The organism is Methylobacterium sp. J-088 (genome assembly GCF_022829295.1).
Lineage (GTDB): Bacteria > Pseudomonadota > Alphaproteobacteria > Rhizobiales > Beijerinckiaceae > Methylobacterium.
In genome coordinates, this window is record NZ_JAKSYH010000140.1 from 1 (window position 1) to 17,356 (window position 17,356).

The following is a 17,356-nucleotide window of genomic DNA, read 5'->3' on the forward strand; positions in this document are numbered from 1 at the left end:
GGGTGTGGGTTTGACGTTGGCCGTGGCAGGTTACCTGTAGGTTGAGGTAGCCGGGATGAGTATCTGCCCGGGCGGGGGGGTGGGTGAGGCCAAGGAACAGGGACAGAGGCCATGCGCGCGTCTCCGTACCCCCCTTGCGGGCTACCGCGTCCACACCTCTCGATCGGCCCCTGGGGCTATCGGATAAGGCGCGGGTCCCCTCTCCTGGAGGGAGAGGTGTGTGACCTTCCCGAAAACGGCGCCCCCTGCACGCACCGTAATGGCGTGCTCGAACCTGAACCTTCCCGTCCCTCACCCGGCTCTCTGCGAGAGCAGACCTCTCCCGCACGGGAGAGGGGGCCGGTCGCGCCCGGCCGCCAACGGCGGCGTCCACCGAAGATGTGTGAATATCATAGGGGGGAGGGGGATCGCGCGTCTCGGCACCGATGCGCAGCCCTAAAACCCCGAAAAAACTCACCACGGGTTGCTCCCGGCGGGGATCGCGGTGCCGGCCTCGACCCGGCGGGTCTGCTCGGCGCGCAGGCGCAGCTTGAGATAGCGGCCTGGATCGTCCGGCAGGGTCTGGAGCCAGAGCCGGTCCGGGCGGATCTCGTGGGCCTCGAAGCTCTTGGTCACCCGGCGAACCTCGCGCTCGGGGGCCTCGGCCACCATGGCGGCGCCGCCCCCGGTCCGGCCGCGGCCGGCCGCATCGCCGGCCGAACCCCTTGCCTGGCCCTTCCCGGCGTCGATCGATTGCTGCTCGGCCTTGCCGCGGCGGGCGACCTTGCTGTTGCCGGGCAGCGACGCGCTGGCATTCGACTCCTTGTTGCCCGCCAGACCCTCGCCGCTGGAGGCGGCGTTGATGTCGTTGTTCTGGTCCTGATTGGCGGTGTTGTTGTAGCGGGCGCCGTACTGGGCGGTACCGTTGGCGATGCCGCCACCGGGTCCGCGGTCGATCACCTCGGCGCGCATCCGGGCGATCAGCGAACGGTTGGCCTGGGCGTCGGCGTCCCGGGGGTTGAAGCGTAGCGCCTCGTCGTAGGCGGCGAGTGCCCCGTCGAGATCGCCGGCCCGCGCCAGCGCGTTGCCGAGATTGTAGCTCGCCCGGCGTCCCCCGGAGCGGAACAGCGCGATCGCGTCCGCGTAGCGGCCGGCCTCGTAGAGCGCGGCGGCTCGCCAGGCCGGATCAGCGAACACATCGGCGGCAAGCCCCGGCAGGCCGATCCCCATCAACAGGCGCCCGAACCCGGTGCGGGGCTGCGAGACCGCGAGCAGGGCCAGAAGGCCGAGGCCGGCAAGCGCCAGACCGGCGATCCGGGCAAGCCTCCGCCAGTGCGGCGGGAGGCCGGCGCGGAGCGGAGCGGAAAAGCCCGTCTCGGGCAGGGTCAGCCGCATCTCGCGCGCCTCATCAAGCACTCCTGCGGAACAGCAACAGGGCCGGCAGAGCCGCGATCAGCAGCAGCCAGCGCCCGAGATCCGCGTAGGCCAGCACGCCGTAGCCGCCCGCCGCGAGGTGCTGGGCGAGGCCAGCCCCGACCGCGTCGAGCACCGGGCCGGGGGCCGCGATATCGGCGGTCGTGCCACCGCCGGCCCGGGCGAGGGCGTCGAGGGCAGCCCGGTCGGGCTTCGGCGCGTTCGACGGCAGCGGCTTGTCGGCGGGGACGAACAGGGCCTGGAGCCGCCAGCCCTGCCCGGCGATCGCGCGCGCCTCGCGGGTGGCGGCCTCGCCGATGCCGTCGCCGTCGCTGATCAGCACCACGTCGGCCGACACCACGTTGGCCTCCGCGAGGGTGCGGCGGGCCAGCGCCAAACCGCGCTCGGGATGGGAGCCGCGGTCCGGCACCGTGTCGGCGTCCAGCGCGAACAGGGTGGTGCCGAGGCTGTCGCGGTCCGTGGTCGGGGAGGCGGCGAGGTAGGCGTCACCCGCGTAGACCACGAGGGAAACCGCCCGGGTGCCGGCGGCCTCGGCGACGGCGGCGGCGGCCTGCCGGACCCCCTGGAGATGGCCGCCCTCGGCGACCGAGCGCGACAGGTCGACGACGATCACGGTCTCGTCGAGGTTGCGGAAGGTGCGTGCGTCGGCGCGCTCCACCGCGGGTCCGGTCAACGCCAGGGCGATCAGCCCGGCCGCGAGCGCGGCGGCGAGGTTCGCCTGCCGCCGTCCGCCGAGCACCGCGCCGGTGCGGGCCAGATGGGCCATCAGCGCCGGATCCACCGCCCGGGCCCAGTCGCCGAGCGGCGCCGAGCGCGACGCGGCCCGCAGGGCCAGCAGGACGACAACCGGAATCGCCAGGAACCACCAGGGGCGCAGGAGCGCGAGGGCGTCGAGGGCGCTCATGGGGGTGCTCATGGGGCCGAACCGGAGATGGCGCGCGCGACACTCCCTCCCCCCTCCGCGGGGGAGGGTACCCTGCGGAGCAGGGGGGGAGAGGGGAGCGAAGGTGCAGAATATGGCGCCGGCCCGCACGCTGGGCCTGCCTGATCCGGAAGCGTCGCTCCCCCCTCGCGGGACTTCGTCCCGACCCGACCCCTGCTGACGCAGAGAGCGCCCGTCGGGCCACCCTCCCCCGCAGAGGGGGGAGGGAGACGCGCGTCAGTCCGGAGCCGCCTCGCAACCAACAGGATCGGTGCGTGATCGGACGCAAGCCCAAAACCGTTCCGCATCACGCCCCCCTCCGGCTGGCGAGCAACAGAGCCGCGCTCAGCAACGCCAGGGCCGCGGGCCAGGGCCAGAGGTCCCGGCGCAGCGGCAGGGGCGGGGCCAGGGCACGGCCTCCCTCCAAACGGTCGATGGCGTCGGCGACGCGGACGAGATCGTCGGTGGTGCGTACCCGGAACGCCTCGCCGCCACTGGCCTGCGCCATGTCGCGCAGGGTCTCGGTGTCGACCACATCCTGCTCGCCGTCGGCATCCGCCATGTCCCGGGGACCCAGCGCGATCGTGTAGACCTTGATGCCGAGTTCCTTGGCGAGCTCGGCCACGTCCTTGGGGGCGGTCTGGCCGGCATTGTTGGCGCCGTCCGAGAGCAGGATCACAGCCTTCGCAGCCTTCATGCCGGGCTTGGTCCCAGAGCCGTCGTCGCCGGCATCCCGCGGGTCCAGCCGCCGCAGGGCGAGACCGAGGCCATCGCCGATGCCGGTGGAGCGGCCGCTGATGCCGATCGTCGCCTCGTCCAGCGCCCGGGCGACCGCCGCGGTGTCGAAGCTCGGCGCGGCGGCCACGTAGGCCTGATCGGCGAAGATCACGAGGCCGATCCGGTCCCCGGCCCGGCGCCGGATGAAGTCGGTGCCGACGCGCTTGACCGCAGTGAGCCGGTTCACGGTCTCGCCGTCGAGGGTGAAGTCGCGCCGCTCCATGGAGCCCGAGAGATCCATGGCGATCATGATCTCGCGGCCCGAGGCCGGGAGCGCGGTCGCCGGCATGACGAGGCGCGGGCCGCTCAGCGCCGCCACCAGGGCGACCCAGAGCGTCCAGGTCAGCGCGGCCCGGCGCCGGCCCCGGGCGGCGAGGTCGGCGCCGGAGCGACCTGCGCCGACCACCGTGCCGGGGACGCGCAGCGCCCCGCTGCCGCCCTCCGGCTCGGCGGGGATCAGGCGCGCGGCCAGCAGCGGCAGCGGCAGAGCCAGGAGCGCCCAGGGCGTGGCGAGGTCGAAGGCCGACAGGAGGGCGCTGAGCCAAGCGGGCAGAACACCACTCATGTCCGCAGCCGTCCGATCAGGCGGCCGAGCTCGGCATCCAGGGCGTCGAGATCCGGCGTCTGCCGGCGGTACAGGCCGTCGGCGAGCACCCGCCCGGCGCCCCGCGTGAAGAAATCGGTCCGGAACAGACCGTCGAGGCGGGCCGCCCAGTCCGCCCCCACGGCCCGGCTCTCAACCTCGCCGCCGAGCGTCCGGCCGAGGCGGCGCAGCAGACGGGCCTGGGCCAGGAGCCGCGCCTCCGGATCGAGGCCGCGGCTCCGGGTGAGTTCGGTGAGCGCCGCCCGGCGTACCGTGGCCCGGGACCGGCTGCGCCCATAGCGCACCAGCCCCACCAGCAGGGCGGCGAGGAAGCCCAGGAGCGCCGCCGCGACGATCTCGCCCTGCACGGCCCCGGCGGCACCGCCCGGCAGATGGAGACCGCGGAGCTGATCGAGGCCGAGCGGGGTCTCGATGGGTATCGTGGCGGCGTTCATCGCGGCGATCCGCCGGGTCCGGCCTCACAGCACCGCATCGAGGCGCTCCATCAGCGGCGCGTAGGCCTCAGGCCCGGACTCGACGTCGAGACGTACCCCCGCGATGCCGCGGCGGGCATAGTCGGCGAGCCGGGCCTCGGCGGATTCGCCCGATGCGCCGGCTATGGGAAGCGCCGTGCCGCGGTGGCCATCCGCGAGGGCGAAGGGGTAGTAGCCCGGCGGCCGGGCGCGCTCGAAGGCGTCGCTCACCAGGATCAGGCGGATCGCGATCCGCTCGGCCAGCAGGGTCAGGAGTTCGTCGAAGCCCGGGCCCGGATCGTCCAGGGCGCTGGCGACGACGAGGTGGCCGCCGGCCGGCAGCAGGCCGCGGGCGAGGCCGAGCGTCGCCTCCAGCGGGGGTTCCGCGCGGGTCGGCGAACCGGTTTCGGCCGCCAGCGCGTCGGCATGGGCCTGGGCCAGCGCCCCGGTCACCGCGATCATGGCGCGCTCGCCGCCCGCCGGCCGCAGCACCGTGGGGGCGCCGGCGGAGGCCACCGCGAGGCCGACCCGGCCGCCATCGGCCGCGACCCGCCAGCCGAGCAGCGCCAGGGCCTCGGCGGCCGCCACCGAGCGGAGCGCCCGGCGGGTGCCGAACAGCATCGAGGGCCGGAAATCGGCCAGCAGCACCACGGCGCGGTCGCGCTCGTCGTGGTGGGTGCGGACATGCAGCTGCCCGGTCCGCGCGGTGGCGTTGCGGTCGATGAAGCGGCGGTCGTCGCCCTCGGACCAGAGCCGGACATCCTCCGGCTCCGAGCCGCGCCCACGGCGGCGGGTGACGATGCCGCCCGGCAGGCCCGCGAGCGTCCGGGTGGCGGGCGCGGAGCCCCGCCGGGCGAGGTGGCGCAGGCCCATCAGGGCCTCGCCCGAGAGGTGGATGCCGCCGTTGATCCCTCCCCCCCCTGCGGGGGGGGGTGGCCCGGCCGTCAGGCCGAGTCGGGCCGGGACGAAGTCCCGCGAGGGGGGAAGCCGGCTTCCGGACGGGGCGCGACCGTCACGAAGGCCGACGCTCGAACCTGCATCGTCGCTCCCCTCTCCCCCCCTGCTGCGCAGGGTACCCTCCCCCGCAGAGGGGAGAGGGGGGGCGCGGCGCGGGATCTTCAGCCCGAACACCGTCAGAGCGCCCGCACCCGTTGCACCAGCGCGCCGACGACGCCGCGCGCCGTCTTGCCCTCGGCCGCCGCCCGCCAGGTCAGGCCGATCCGGTGGGCGAGGGCGTCGCGGGCGAGTTCGGTGACGTCCTCGGGGGTGACGTGGTCGCGGCCCCGCAGCCAGGCCCGGGCCTTGCCGGCCATCATCAGCGCCAGGGTGCCGCGCGGCGAGGCCGGATGCTCGATCAGGGCGCGCAGGTCCGGCGCCGCCGCATCGGTGCGGGTCGCCGCCACCAGCCGGACCAGATAATCCTTGAGCGCCGGCGACACGTAGGTGGACAGCGCCGCCTCCCGGGCCGCCCGCACGTCCGCCAGCGACAGCCGCATGGTCATGGCGTCGACGTGATGGGTGATCTCGCCCTCCACGAGGTCGAGGATCGCCCGCTCGGTGGCCTCGTCGGGCATGTCGACCACGACGTGCAGGAGGAAGCGGTCGAGCTGGGCTTCGGGCAGCGGGAAGGTGCCGGCATGCTCGATCGGGTTCTGGGTCGCCACGACCATGAACGGGTCGGACAGCCGGTGCGTGTGGCCCGAGACCGTCACCTGCCCCTCGGCCATGGATTCGAGCAGGGCCGACTGCACCTTCGGGGGCGCGCGGTTGACCTCGTCCACCAGCACCAGGGCGTGGAACAGCGGCCCGGGCAGGAACTCGAAGGTGCCGCTATCCTGCCGCCAGACGGTGGTGCCGGTCAGATCGGCCGGCATCAGGTCCGGGGTGCACTGGATGCGCGCGAAGGAGCCGTCGAGCCCATCGGCCAAGCGCTTGACCGCGCGGGTCTTGGCGAGCCCGGGCGCGCCCTCGATCAGCAGGTGGCCGCCGGTCAGGAGCCCGATCAGCAGGCGCTCGACGAGGCCGGCACTGCCGATCAGGCCGCGTTCCAGCCCCTCGCGCAGCGCCATGACGCGGCCGTGCAGGGCGGCATCCGGGATCGTCTCGGGCCGGCGTTCGGCAAGGGCGCCGCTCATGAGCGACAAGATTTCGCGTGGCGAGATCCTGCGCGGACCGTATCCGCCGCCTGGGCTCTGTCCTGCATCCTGCACGCCTCCTCGGCCGGGTCCCGAATTCTTAAGGGATCCTCAATCTGTTGCCGGTGTGCCCGCTGCCCGGTACGGCCGTCAATCCCGGTTTCCTGGGGCTTTCGGGCCCGAGCCGATCCACGATGTCACGGTTTCGTCACCGCCCCGCTCACAAGAACCGCCGATGACCAGCTATGCCGCCCTCCCCGAAGAAGCGAAATCCGCGATCGGCCTGCTCGTGGCCTTCGTGCTGGGCACGATCATCGGGGCCGAGCGGCAATACCGGCAGCGCACCGCGGGCCTGCGCACGGCCGTGCTGGTGGCGGTGGGAGCCAGCGCCTTCGTCGATCTCGGCATGCGCCTGAGCGGCCCGGACGGGGGCGTCCGGACCGTCGCCTACGTGATCTCGGGCATCGGCTTCCTCGGGGCCGGCGTGATCATGAAGGAGGGCATGAACGTCCGCGGCCTCAACACGGCCGCGACCCTCTGGTGCTCGGCCGCGGTGGGCGCGTTCTGCGGCGCCGACCTGCCCCTGGAGGCGGTGTTCGTGATGGCGACGGTGCTGGCCTGCAACACGGCGCTGCGGCCTCTGGTGAACGCCATCAACCGCGCGCCGATCCGCGAATCCGCCACCGAGGCGACCTACGAGGCCCAGGTCACCACCGCGCCCGGCGAGGCCGGCCCGGCTCAGGATCTGCTGGTGGAACTTCTGGAGGCGGCCAACTACCCGGTCGGCAACGTCGCGGTGGAGGAGCGCGGCGAGGGCGCGGTCGACGTGGTGGCGACGCTCACCGCCAGCGCCGTGAAGGCCGAGGAACTCGACGCCGTGACCAACGAGCTCGCCCGCATGCCCGGCATCCGCCACGCCACGTGGTCGGTGCAGACGGCGGATTGATGTTTTGGGGTAGAGCCCGGCCCGTCTGGGGGTATCGGGACTGCTTCCGACCCAACCCAGCCACTCAGACCGGCGTTATCGCTTCCACAAAGCGGCCGTTCGTCAGCCGTCCAGCACCTTCAGCACTGGATGGGGAGCGGACCCTGAGCCTAGGCCCCGAAGCGGACGTTCCGCTTCCGACCCAGTCGAGTTACGAGGGCCGTGCCCGATCGCGCTGCAATCGTGCGCGGCTCCAAGCCCTTAATGTGACGCGCTCTCTTGCGCCGAACCGGTGTCCACTTCGGCGGAGAGCGCTCTAAGCTGACTCGAACGGTAGCTTGGAAGTGGCCGCGACCATTTGTACGTTCCACCTATGCGCCTGCCGGTATTCGCTCGGGCTTATGCCGTGGCGATCCTTGAAGCGGCGTGCGAAATGCGCCTGGCTGCTGAAGCCGCAGCCGTAAGCCAGCATGCCGATCGACAGGTGGGCGCAAGCCGGATCGCTCAAGCGCTTGGCCGCTAACTCTAGCCGGCGTCCCCAGATGTAGTCGGAGATGTGTCGGCCCCGCTCTTGGAACAGCTCCTGCAGCCTGCGCAGCGATACGCCGACCGCGGCAGCGAGCTGCGGCGGGTCAAGGGTCGTGTCACCCAAGTGATCGTCGATGTAGGCCTTGGCTCGTTGGACCGTGGCGTTGCCCTGAATGGAGCGGGGCACCTCCTGCACCAACCTTTCGGCGAGACTGGCCACCATTAGATCAACCCCAATCGACGCCATGCGCGTCGCCGCGTCGGGGGTGAGCCGATCTCCCACCCGGATCAGTTCCCGTATGTAAGTGTTCGCGAGCGTCGTGGAGGCGAGGTTGGTCCCGACTGTAAGGGTCGTGAACAGTTGAGACGGGCCCAGCACACTCTCCAAGCGCTCTCGCGGCAGGTCGAGGATCAGGACGCTGCCGGTCTCGATCTCGCTGACGCCGGGGCGATGATCGAGCACGACGAAATCACCGGTCCGGGCCACCGCCTCACGCTCGTTCTGCTGGACGGCATGATGGCCAGATTCGGTGAAGACCGCGTAGAGGCGATCACCCCGGCCATTCCGACGAACCGCCTCAGGTGTCACTTCGGTACGGGTGGAACTCTGAACGCTTCGGGTGATCGGCAAAGATCCGATCGCGGTGAACTCGATCCGACCGTGGAACGGCGCAGCAGCAAGGTTCCGGATCTCGTTCGGTACCATCTGCGTGCACAGCATGTCCCGCCATTGGCGGAAAGCGTTCCTGGGATGAAGGCCTTCGGTCGAAAATAACGCCCGCATTCGCGATCGGGGCCCTCAGACCGTATGCTATTGTACATGTTACAGTAAGGTATTGTTTTATGATAGAAAAATTCCCTGATGTCAAAATATACTGATTCCAACCTGAGGTATTATTTTTACTATTCTAACGAGATTGGCCGATTTTGATGACCGATAGGTTTATAACTGGGCGTCGGAATGATTGGGTGACGCCGATGACAGTTTGAGCCTGCAGCGGAGACGTTCGGACCTGAAGCAGCGGGCCGTGATTGAGCACGAGACGACGTCCGTTCTCATGCTCTGCAGCCCGAAAGCAGAACGGCGAAAATCCACCCAACGCGGACCCTCACCCGGTCATGAAACCACGGGACTCAATGAAGCCTTATCAGGCCGATCCCGGAGACCCATCATGACCCAATCCCAGAAGAACGCTCTGATCGTCGGGGCCTCCCGCGGTCTTGGGCTCGGCCTCGTCGAGACCTTCCTGGCGCGCGGCTGGCACGTCACCGCGACCCAGCGCAGCTCATCCCCCGATCTCGCCCGCCTCGATGCGAAGACGCTTCGCGTCGAGACCGCCGATATCGACGACGCGGCGAGCGTCGCCGCCCTGCACGACCGCTTGGCGGACCAGCGCTTCGACCTGATCTTCGTGGTGGCCGGGGTCGCCACGCAGGCGCACGATCCGGTGCATGCGGTGCCGCGGGATGTCGCCGCGCAGGTCTATCTCACCAACGCGGTCAGCCCGATCCGCTTCGTCGAGGCGTTCCTGGATCGCTTGGCGCCGGGCGGCAGCCTCGCGCTGATGAGCTCGATTCTCGGTAGCGTCAGCCTGAACGAGACCGGCGGCTGGGAGACCTACCGGGCCAGCAAGGCGGCGCTCAACACCCTGGCGCGCAGCTTCGAGATCCGCCACCGGGCGGAGTCCGTCTCGGTGCTGATCCTGCATCCGGGCTGGGTCCGCACCGACATGGGCGGCGCGGAGGCCGATATCGACGTCGCCACCAGCGTCACGGGCCTCGCAGACGTTATCACAGCCCGGCTCGGCCAGCCGGGCGCGCACTATCTCGATTACCGAGGCGCGACGCTGCCCTGGTAGGGCCGGATCCCGTCAGCGCGGCGGCGCGAGGGGCCGGGTGCGGCGCTCGATCACCACGGTCGGGCGGGTGCGCCGCTCGACCACGACGGTGCGCGGCGCGCGGCTCGGGCTGGCCTGGGTCAGGATCCGCTCCGGCATGCGCTCGGGCTTCACCGTCTTGGCCGCCAGGACATGCGGGCGGACCTCGTCGACGGGCAGGCCCATCAGGCCGGCCGCGATCTCGGCCTGCTGCTCGACATCGTCGGCGAGGTCCTGGGCGGCCGCGACCGCCTCGTTCACCGTCGGCGGCTCGCGGCGCACTCGGATCGGCGGGAGGTCGGCGAAGCTCTTCTGTGTCTTCTTCACGGGGCGACTCGCGGTCTTCATGGGATAGACATAGCGCCTTCCGGGGCGGTTGTGCAGTGCATCAAAGATCCGTGACCGACCATGACGGCGCATGGCTGATCAAGCTTTGCCCCCGCGACGCACCGGTTCGGCGGGGCCTTCGAGCACGCGAAAACCTCGGACCCGCATCCTTTCCCATTCGGTATCCCGTGCGACATAGAAGCGCAGACGGGATCGCGCAACGGATTCCTGCCCATGCCGCCGGGCGTTCATCCCATCGTGAACCCGGTCTGATAGCATTCCCCCATGACCGAATCCCTCGATCCCCGGATCACGCCCGCCCGCGCCGACATCGCCGATGAGCGCCTGCGCGGTCGCGTGGCCGCCGCGCGCTTCGTGGCGGGCAGCCCCCGACGGGTGACGGCGCCCTCGGCTCCTCTGCGGCGCGCGCCCACCCCGGAAGCCGGGCTCGACACCGAAGCGCTGCTCGGCGACGCCGTCACCCTGTACGACGCGGCAAACGGCTTCGCCTTCGTGCAACTCGCCCGCGACGGCTATGTCGGCTACCTGCCGGCCGACAGCCTCGGCCCCGCCGGGCCGGAGCCGACCCACCGGGTCACGGCTCTGCGCACCTTCCTGTATCCGGAACCCGACCTGAAGCGGCCGGTTCTCGCCCATCTGAGTCTCGGGGCGCGTCTGGTGGTGACCGGGGCGGCGGGCGCGTATCTGAAGACCCCGGGTGGCTACGTGTTCGCCCGGCACTGCGCCCCGGTGGCGGACCATGCGCCGGACTACGCCGGCACGGCCGCGCGCCTCGTGGAAACACCCTATCTCTGGGGCGGCCGGACGACGCTGGGGCTCGACTGCTCGGGCCTGGTGCAGCTCTGCCTGGACGCGGCGGGGCTCGCCTGTCCGCGCGATGCCGACATGCAGGAGCGGGATCTCGGGCAGGCGCTGCCCCTCGCACTGACCGGCCTGTGCCGGGGCGATTTCGTGTTCTGGCGCGGCCATGTTGGGCTGATGCTCGACCCGGAGACGCTGATCCACGCCAACGGCTACCACATGGCGGTGGCGGCCGAGCCCTTGGCCGGGGCGGTGGAGCGGATCCAGGCGAACAGTTTCGGCGCGGTCACGGGGATCCGGCGGCTCTGACAGGTTGCCGCAGGCGTCCGTGCGGCCTCGCTCCCCACGCAGGGTCGGGATCCGGTCGCGCGGCACCCCGTGAGGTTGGCAGCGGACGCGGCTCCAATTCCCGCGGCAAACGTGCTACAGAGCCATTCCGCTTCCCTGTTCCTGCCCGGTTCGTAGGGCAATCCTGTTGACAGGACGGCCCCACCCTCGCCACATCGCCCGCATGACCGCTACGATCACGCCTTCCGAGCCCGTCGCGGGCACCACCGGCAAGCCGCCGCTGGAGATCCTGCTCTGCGCCCCCCGCGGCTTCTGTGCCGGCGTGGTGCGGGCCATCGACGTGGTGGAGCGGGCGCTCGCGATCTACGGGCCGCCCGTCTACGTCCGGCACGAGATCGTGCACAACAAGTACGTGGTCGAGAGCCTGAAGCGGAAGGGCGCCGTGTTCGTCCGCGAACTCGACGAGGTGCCGGACGGTGCCGCCCCGGTGATCTTCTCCGCCCACGGCGTTGCGAAGACCGTGCCGGCCAATGCCGATTCGCGTGGGCTGACCACGATCGACGCCACCTGCCCGCTGGTCACCAAGGTCCACCGCGAGGCCGAGATCCATCACAAGCGCGGCCGCCATGTGCTGCTGGTCGGCCATTCGGGCCACCCGGAAGTGGTGGGCACGATGGGCCAGTTGCCCAAGGGCTCGATTACCCTGGTGGAGGATCTGGAACAGATCAGCGCCCTGAACCCCGAGAATCCCAACAACCTCGCCTGGGTGACCCAGACGACCCTGTCGGTGGACGACACCCGCCACATCGTCGAGGCGCTCAAGCAGAAATTCCCGACCATCACCGGGCCGCACAAGGACGACATCTGCTACGCCACCACCAACCGCCAGGAGGCGGTGAAGCAGGTGGCGCCGCTGGTCGATGCCCTGATCGTGGTCGGCTCCTCGAACTCCTCGAATTCGCAGCGCCTGCGCGAGGTCGCCGAACGCGTCGGCTGCCCGATCACCCGCCTCGTGCTGCGCGCCGAGGAGATCGACTGGCCAGCCTTCGAGGGGATCCGCAAGCTCGGCCTCACGGCCGGCGCCTCGGCGCCCGAGGTGCTGGTGGAGGAAATCATCGACGCCTTCGCGGCCCGCTACGACGTGGTGGTCGACACGGTCTCGACCGTGATTGAGGACATGGTGTTCCCGCTGCCGCGGGAGCTGCGCAGCGAGGCCGCCGAGTAGGCAGCCTGGACACAGGCCAGCCTGGACACAGGCGCAGCAGGCTTTGTGCGGGGGCGCTTCGGCGCCCCTCGTCGTATTGAACTTCCAAAAAATTCAGAGCGCGAACACGTGGCCGTCTACACCGAGGTATCCGACACGGCGCTCGCCGACTTCCTGTCGGCTTACGCGATCGGCAGCCTGCTCTCCTTCAAGGGCATCGCCGAGGGCGTCGAGAACTCGAATTTCTTTCTCCAGACCACCGGCGGCTCCTACATCCTGACGCTCTACGAGAAGCGGGTGCGGGAAGCCGACCTGCCGTTCTTTATCGGGCTGATGGAGCATCTCTCCGCCCGCGGTCTCGCCTGCCCGCAGCCGGTGCGCGACCGGGCCGGTCAGGCCCTCGGGCAGCTCTGCGGCCGGCCCGCCGCCATCGTCAGCTTCCTGGAAGGCGTCTCGGTCAAAACGCCCGGCGTCGAGCATTGCCGGGAACTCGGCCGGGCGCTCGCCGCGCTGCATGCGGCCGGCCGCGATTTCCCGATGGTGCGGGACAACAGCCTCTCGGTCTCGGCTTGGCGACCGCTCTTCGCGCAAGCCGAAGATCAGGCCGATACGGTGGAGCCCGGTCTCGCGGCACGCACCCGAGACGACCTCGCCTTCCTGGAGGCACACTGGCCGCACGATCTGCCGGGGGGCGTGATCCACGCGGATCTCTTCACCGACAACGTGTTCTTCATCGGCGACGCCCTGTCGGGCCTGATCGACTTCTATTTCGCCTGCACGGACGCCTTCGCGTACGACATCGCGGTGTGCCTCAACGCATGGTGCTTCGAGCCCGACGGCACCTTCCACCACGACATGGCGACAGCCCTGTTTGCCGGCTACGAAGCTGTGCGCCGCCTTGAGCCCGCCGAGGTCACGGCCCTGCCGATCCTGTGCCGGGGGGCGGCGCTCCGATTCATGCTGACCCGGCTGGTCGACTGGTTGAACGTGCCGCCCGGCGCTTTGGTAAAGCCGAAGGACCCCCGGGAATTCGACCGCCGGCTCGCCTTCCATCGCCAGGCGCGGGACGCGCAGGATTACGGGCGGCAGGGCTGAAGACCGGATGAGCACCGACGTGACCGAAACCGCGGTCGAGCCGACGCGGGTCAAGATCTACACGGATGGCGCCTGCTCGGGGAATCCCGGGCCGGGGGGCTGGGGCGCCATCCTGATCTTCGGCGACACCCGGAAGGAACTCTCCGGGGGCGAGGCCCACACCACCAACAACCGCATGGAGATCCTGGCGGCGCTCGAGGCGCTGGAGGCGCTGAAGCGCCCCTGCCGGGTCGACCTGTTCACGGACTCCCAGTACTTGCGCCAGGGCGTCACCAGTTGGATCCACAACTGGAAGGCGCGGGGCTGGCGCACCGCCGACAAGAAGCCCGTGAAGAACGAGGATCTCTGGCGCCGCATCGACGCCGCCCGGGAGCGCCACGAGGTGGCGTGGCACTGGGTGAAGGGCCATGCCAGCGACCCGCTCAACAACCGGGTCGACGCGCTGGCGGTGGCCGCGATGCTGCCGTTCAAGCGGCGGTGAGGGGGGGGTAGGTTGTATGTCCGAGGTGTAACAGGTCTCGCATCCGCATCTCCCTCCCCCCTCTGCGGGGGAGGGAGAGACGCGGAGCCCGTTGCTTTCCGTTTTGAGCGAACGAATCAATCGGTCTCGCCGTCCAGCCCCAGCCAGTGCCGGCCGTCGCGTGCCAGAAGCTCGTCGGCCTCCTTGGGGCCAGTGCTCCCCGCGGGATAGAATGTCACGTCCGCCTGCGGCCAGCCCTTGAGCAGCGGGTCCACCGCCGCCCAGCCGGCCTCGATGTTGTCGGCCCGCTGGAACAGGGTCGCGTCGCCGGTCATGCAATCGTAGAGCAGCGTCTCGTAGCCGACATTCGGCGTGTCGGCGAAGAAATCCTTGTAGCGGAAGCCGGAGCGCACGCGGCCGATCTTCATCTGCGGCCCCGGTACCTTGACGTTGAATTCGGTGCTCACCCCGTGATCCGGGTCGATCAGGATCCGCATTACGGTCGGCCCCAGGTCGGCGGTCGGCGTCTCCTCGAACATCTTGAACGGGGCCGGCTTGAACAGAACCGCGATCTCGGTGCGCCGCCCGGTCATGCGCTTGCCGGTGCGGATGTAGAAGGGCACGCCGGCCCAGCGCCAGTTCTCGATGTGCAGCTTCAATGCAATGTAGGTCTCGGTGACCGAGTCCTTGGCGACATGCGGCTCGTCCCGGTAGGCCGGCACGTCGCGCCCCTCCGAGGTGCCGGCCGCATACTGGCCGCGCACCGCATCCTCCGGTGGAATCGGCCGCACGGCCTCGGCGAGCTTAGCCTTCTCGGTGCGCACGGCCTCCGCGTCGAAGGAGTTCGGCGGCTCCATGCCGACCATGCAGAGGAGCTGGAACATGTGGTTCGGCACCATGTCGCGCAGCGCACCGGTGGGCTCGTAGAACCCGCCGCGCTCCTCGACGCCGACCGTCTCGGCCGCCGTGATCTGGATGCTGTCGATGTATTCCCGCCGCCAGACCGGCTCGAGCAGCCCGTTGGCGAAGCGGAACGCCATGATCGACTGGACCGTCTCCTTCCCCAGGAAGTGATCGATCCGGAAGAACTGGCTCTCGTCACCCTGCTTGAGGATGCGGGCGTTGAGTTCCCGGGCCGAAGCGAGGTCGGAGCCGAACGGCTTCTCGATGACCACCCGGCGGAAGCTGTCGCCCTCCTGCTTGAGCAGGCCGGCCTGCCCGAGCCCGTCCACGATCGTCCCGAAGAACCGCGCCGCCACCGCGCAGTAGAACACCGCGTTGCCGGTTACCTTCGCCTTGATGGCGGCGAACGTCTCCGGCTTTTCGAAATCGCCCTTCAGGTAGTGAAGGCGCTCCCGGATGAAGCCCCAGCTCTTCGGGTCGATATGGTCGGCGTGGAACTCGGAGGTCGGGTCCTTGCTGAACGCCTCCAGGGTCTTGGTCAGGGTGTCGCGCAGGCCCTCGTCGGTGCCGTCGTTATGATCGACGCCCAGGATCGAGAAGCCCGCCGGCAGCAGCCCGGCGCCCGCGAGGTTGTAGAGGGAGGGCATCAGCAGGCGCTTGGTCAGGTCTCCGCCCGCCCCGAAGATCACCAGCGTGCAGGGCGGCGCCGGCTTGGTGCCGCAAGCCGCATCGTTCTTGAGGGCTGTCGTCTGCTCGGCCATCCCCAACTCCCGTCCATCTGCGGTGCAGCAAACCGGCGGGACAACCCGTCCTGCCGGAGGTCCGTTCCGGCCACCGGGTTCCCAAAGGGCTCAGCCCTTTGGTGGGGTGTCGGGGTGAAACCCCGGCATACGGATCCTGGACCCTCGAAAGGGGCCCAGGATCCGTACCGCAGGGCTCTGCCCTGCACCCGCAAAAGGGACGCGTCCCTTCTGAAACCCATCACCGTAAAGAGAGGTGCTTGAGCCCTACTCGTCGGGGCGGACCGCCTGGCCACCCCGGTCGATCGGCAGGCTCGGGCCCTTCAGCTCGGAATCGCTCGGGAGCGAGCGCACGTCCCAGCCGCCGCCCAGCGCCCGGATCAGCGTCACTGCCGCGGTGAAGCGGCTCAGCCGCACCTGCAGGGCGTTGATCTCATTGGACACGAGCAAGCCCTGCGCGGTCACCACGGTGGTGAAGTTCTGCGTACCGGCCCGGTACTCGTTGAGCGTGATCTCCACCGCCTTGCGCGACAGCTCGACCGCCTTGTCCTGGGCGGTCTGCTGCTGGCCGAGGATGCGCAGGGCCGCCATCTGGTTCTCGACCTCCGCGAAGGCCGCGAGCACCACCTGCCGGTAATTGGCCACCTGGGCGTCGTAGGCGGCCTCGGCCGAGCGCAGGGCCGCCGTGCGGGCGCCCCCGTCGAACAGGACCTCGCTGGCCGAGCCCGCCACCGACCAGAACTGGTTGGCCGCCGAGAACAGGCCGGTGCGGGTCAGCCCCGAGACGCCACCCTGGGCCGAGATCGTCACGGTGGGGAAGAAGGCCGCCACCGCCACGCCGATGCGCTCGCTTTGCGCCTGAACCAGCCGCTCGGCTTGCGCGACGTCCGGGCGCCGCTCCAGCAGATCGCCCGGGATGCCGACCGGCACGGCCGGCGGATTGCGGTTGATGCCGCCCACGGGGATCGACACCTCGGAGGGCGGGCGCCCGATCAGGGTGGCGATGGCGTTCACGTACTGCACCCGGGTCAGCCGCACCGCGATGGCCTGGGCCTCGATGGTCTGGACCTGGGTCTGCGCGGTGATCACGTCGGACCGGGCCGCCACGCCGGCGGCGTACTGGTTCTCGGTGATCGCCGCGGTCTTCTTGAAGTTCTCGACATTCTCGTCGAGCACCTTCTGGAGCGAGTCGGCGTAGCGGACGGTCAGGTAATCGGCCGCGACCTCCGCCTGGATGGTCAGGCGGGTGAGGGCGATGGTGGCGGCATCGGATTGCGCCAGCGCCGCCTCGCTCTCGATGGTACGGCGGGTACCGCCGAACAGGTCGAGCTGCCAGCTCGCTTGGCCGACCAGGGACTCGCTGGTGCGGACGGTGCCGCCGCTGCCGGCGCGGGTGATGCTCGGGGCGCCGATCACCGTCGGGTACAGGGCGGCCTGGGCCGAGGCGACGAGCGCCCGGGCCTGCCGGTAATTCGCCACTGCCTGCCGCAGGGACTGGTTGTCGACATCGACGAGGCGGATCAGCCGGTCGAGATTCGGATCCCGGAAGACCCGCCACCAGTCGCCGCGCTCGACCGCGTCGCTCGGTCGGGCCTCGCGAAACCCCTTCTTCCGCGCGGCGACATAGGCCGCGCTGTCCTCCCGGACGCCGCCCTGCTTGTAGCCGAGCGGCGTCTCCACGGAGGGCCGGGAATAGTCGGGGCCGACCACGCAGCCTGCGAGGAGCGGGACCGCGAGGAGGAGGGCCGCGAGGTGACGCCGCGCTCTCCCTCCCCCCTTTGCGGGGGAGGGTGGCCCCTGCGTCAGCAGGGGTCGGGAGAGGGGAGCGCGGCTTCCGAACAAGGCGCGGTCAGCATGACGGGCACGGCATCGTTCTGCACCATC

Annotated in this window: 16 protein-coding genes; 6 read left to right on the forward strand and 10 right to left on the reverse strand. The window is 70.4% G+C overall.

Annotation, left to right across the window (positions count from 1 at the left end; all coding sequences use genetic code 11):
- Nucleotides 1–453 precede the first annotated feature (453 nt).
- The 6 genes from MKK63_RS15815 to MKK63_RS15840 form a co-directional block, all read right to left on the reverse strand.
- Nucleotides 454–1,374: a tetratricopeptide repeat protein gene (locus MKK63_RS15815; protein ID WP_244003360.1), complete on the reverse strand. Its 921-nt coding sequence runs from the start codon at nucleotides 1,372–1,374 to the stop codon at nucleotides 454–456.
- Nucleotides 1,375–1,387: 13 nt separating this feature from the next.
- Nucleotides 1,388–2,317, reverse strand: coding sequence for a VWA domain-containing protein (locus MKK63_RS15820; protein WP_244003362.1), 930 nt, complete (start codon nucleotides 2,315–2,317; stop codon nucleotides 1,388–1,390).
- A 325-nt stretch (nucleotides 2,318–2,642) separates the two neighbouring features.
- Nucleotides 2,643–3,677: a VWA domain-containing protein gene (locus tag MKK63_RS15825; protein ID WP_244003364.1), complete on the reverse strand. Its 1,035-nt coding sequence runs from the start codon at nucleotides 3,675–3,677 to the stop codon at nucleotides 2,643–2,645.
- The gene (locus MKK63_RS15830; protein ID WP_244003366.1) at nucleotides 3,674–4,150 is read right to left on the reverse strand and encodes a DUF4381 family protein; all 477 of its coding nucleotides are present in this window, start codon (nucleotides 4,148–4,150) and stop codon (nucleotides 3,674–3,676) included. The genes MKK63_RS15825 and MKK63_RS15830 overlap by 4 nt, the downstream gene beginning before the upstream one ends.
- A gap of 24 nt (nucleotides 4,151–4,174) precedes the next feature.
- Nucleotides 4,175–5,041, reverse strand: coding sequence for a DUF58 domain-containing protein (locus tag MKK63_RS15835; RefSeq protein WP_244003368.1), 867 nt, complete (start codon nucleotides 5,039–5,041; stop codon nucleotides 4,175–4,177).
- Nucleotides 5,042–5,301: 260 nt separating this feature from the next.
- Nucleotides 5,302–6,303, reverse strand: coding sequence for an AAA family ATPase (locus MKK63_RS15840; protein ID WP_244003370.1), 1,002 nt, complete (start codon nucleotides 6,301–6,303; stop codon nucleotides 5,302–5,304).
- A 235-nt stretch (nucleotides 6,304–6,538) separates the two neighbouring features.
- Here MKK63_RS15840 and MKK63_RS15845 point away from each other — a divergent pair, with 235 nt between their 5' ends.
- Nucleotides 6,539–7,249 carry an MgtC/SapB family protein gene (locus tag MKK63_RS15845; RefSeq protein ID WP_244003372.1) on the forward strand — a complete coding sequence of 237 codons (711 nt, stop codon included), beginning with the start codon at nucleotides 6,539–6,541 and terminating at the stop codon, nucleotides 7,247–7,249.
- Between the two features lie 295 nt (nucleotides 7,250–7,544).
- Here the strand turns inward: MKK63_RS15845 and MKK63_RS15850 are convergent, their stop codons facing one another.
- Complete coding sequence (locus MKK63_RS15850) at nucleotides 7,545–8,540, reverse strand: helix-turn-helix domain-containing protein (RefSeq protein ID WP_244003374.1); 996 nt, start codon at nucleotides 8,538–8,540, stop codon at nucleotides 7,545–7,547.
- Nucleotides 8,541–8,928: 388 nt separating this feature from the next.
- Between MKK63_RS15850 and MKK63_RS15855 the strand changes: the two genes are divergently transcribed.
- A complete protein-coding gene (locus MKK63_RS15855) occupies nucleotides 8,929–9,615 on the forward strand; it encodes an SDR family oxidoreductase (protein WP_244003376.1) in 687 nt (228 codons plus the stop codon).
- Between the two features lie 12 nt (nucleotides 9,616–9,627).
- Here MKK63_RS15855 and MKK63_RS15860 read toward each other — a convergent pair whose 3' ends face one another.
- Nucleotides 9,628–9,960: a hypothetical protein gene (locus MKK63_RS15860; RefSeq protein ID WP_244003378.1), complete on the reverse strand. Its 333-nt coding sequence runs from the start codon at nucleotides 9,958–9,960 to the stop codon at nucleotides 9,628–9,630.
- A 285-nt stretch (nucleotides 9,961–10,245) separates the two neighbouring features.
- Here MKK63_RS15860 and MKK63_RS15865 point away from each other — a divergent pair, with 285 nt between their 5' ends.
- The 4 genes from MKK63_RS15865 to rnhA all read left to right on the forward strand — a co-directional run bounded on the left by MKK63_RS15865 (nucleotide 10,246) and on the right by rnhA (nucleotide 13,850).
- On the forward strand, nucleotides 10,246–11,091 hold the full coding sequence (locus tag MKK63_RS15865) for a C40 family peptidase (RefSeq protein ID WP_244003380.1): 846 nt from the start codon (nucleotides 10,246–10,248) through the stop codon (nucleotides 11,089–11,091).
- Between the two features lie 202 nt (nucleotides 11,092–11,293).
- Nucleotides 11,294–12,295 (forward strand): 4-hydroxy-3-methylbut-2-enyl diphosphate reductase, encoded by a 1,002-nt coding sequence (gene ispH / locus MKK63_RS15870; protein WP_243917555.1) that lies wholly within the window; start codon nucleotides 11,294–11,296, stop codon nucleotides 12,293–12,295.
- A 108-nt stretch (nucleotides 12,296–12,403) separates the two neighbouring features.
- Nucleotides 12,404–13,369, forward strand: coding sequence for a homoserine kinase (locus MKK63_RS15875; RefSeq protein ID WP_244003382.1), 966 nt, complete (start codon nucleotides 12,404–12,406; stop codon nucleotides 13,367–13,369).
- Between the two features lie 7 nt (nucleotides 13,370–13,376).
- Nucleotides 13,377–13,850, forward strand: a complete 474-nt coding sequence (gene rnhA / locus MKK63_RS15880) for a ribonuclease HI (RefSeq protein ID WP_244003384.1) — start codon at nucleotides 13,377–13,379, stop codon at nucleotides 13,848–13,850.
- Between the two features lie 116 nt (nucleotides 13,851–13,966).
- Here rnhA and zwf read toward each other — a convergent pair whose 3' ends face one another.
- Both zwf and MKK63_RS15890 read right to left on the reverse strand, forming a co-directional pair.
- Complete coding sequence (gene zwf, locus MKK63_RS15885; protein ID WP_244003386.1) at nucleotides 13,967–15,493, reverse strand: glucose-6-phosphate dehydrogenase; 1,527 nt, start codon at nucleotides 15,491–15,493, stop codon at nucleotides 13,967–13,969.
- A gap of 246 nt (nucleotides 15,494–15,739) precedes the next feature.
- On the reverse strand, nucleotides 15,740–17,278 hold the full coding sequence (locus MKK63_RS15890; protein WP_267426330.1) for an efflux transporter outer membrane subunit: 1,539 nt from the start codon (nucleotides 17,276–17,278) through the stop codon (nucleotides 15,740–15,742).
- Nucleotides 17,279–17,356: the final 78 nt, after the last annotated feature.

What these genes read in the sequence shown, in the direction of transcription:
- MKK63_RS15815 (WP_244003360.1), bottom strand. Translation starts at nt 1,374, where the DNA reads ATGCGGCTGACCCTGCCCGAGACGGGCTTTTCCGCTCCGCTCCGCGCC.
- MKK63_RS15820 (WP_244003362.1), bottom strand. Translation starts at nt 2,317, where the DNA reads ATGAGCGCCCTCGACGCCCTCGCGCTCCTGCGCCCCTGGTGGTTCCTG.
- MKK63_RS15825 (WP_244003364.1), bottom strand. Translation starts at nt 3,677, where the DNA reads ATGAGTGGTGTTCTGCCCGCTTGGCTCAGCGCCCTCCTGTCGGCCTTC.
- MKK63_RS15830 (WP_244003366.1), bottom strand. Translation starts at nt 4,150, where the DNA reads ATGAACGCCGCCACGATACCCATCGAGACCCCGCTCGGCCTCGATCAG.
- MKK63_RS15835 (WP_244003368.1), bottom strand. Translation starts at nt 5,041, where the DNA reads ATGGGCCTGCGCCACCTCGCCCGGCGGGGCTCCGCGCCCGCCACCCGG.
- MKK63_RS15840 (WP_244003370.1), bottom strand. Translation starts at nt 6,303, where the DNA reads ATGAGCGGCGCCCTTGCCGAACGCCGGCCCGAGACGATCCCGGATGCC.
- MKK63_RS15845 (WP_244003372.1), top strand. Translation starts at nt 6,539, where the DNA reads ATGACCAGCTATGCCGCCCTCCCCGAAGAAGCGAAATCCGCGATCGGC.
- MKK63_RS15850 (WP_244003374.1), bottom strand. Translation starts at nt 8,540, where the DNA reads ATGCGGGCGTTATTTTCGACCGAAGGCCTTCATCCCAGGAACGCTTTC.
- MKK63_RS15855 (WP_244003376.1), top strand. Translation starts at nt 8,929, where the DNA reads ATGACCCAATCCCAGAAGAACGCTCTGATCGTCGGGGCCTCCCGCGGT.
- MKK63_RS15865 (WP_244003380.1), top strand. Translation starts at nt 10,246, where the DNA reads ATGACCGAATCCCTCGATCCCCGGATCACGCCCGCCCGCGCCGACATC.
- ispH (WP_243917555.1), top strand. Translation starts at nt 11,294, where the DNA reads ATGACCGCTACGATCACGCCTTCCGAGCCCGTCGCGGGCACCACCGGC.
- rnhA (WP_244003384.1), top strand. Translation starts at nt 13,377, where the DNA reads ATGAGCACCGACGTGACCGAAACCGCGGTCGAGCCGACGCGGGTCAAG.
- zwf (WP_244003386.1), bottom strand. Translation starts at nt 15,493, where the DNA reads ATGGCCGAGCAGACGACAGCCCTCAAGAACGATGCGGCTTGCGGCACC.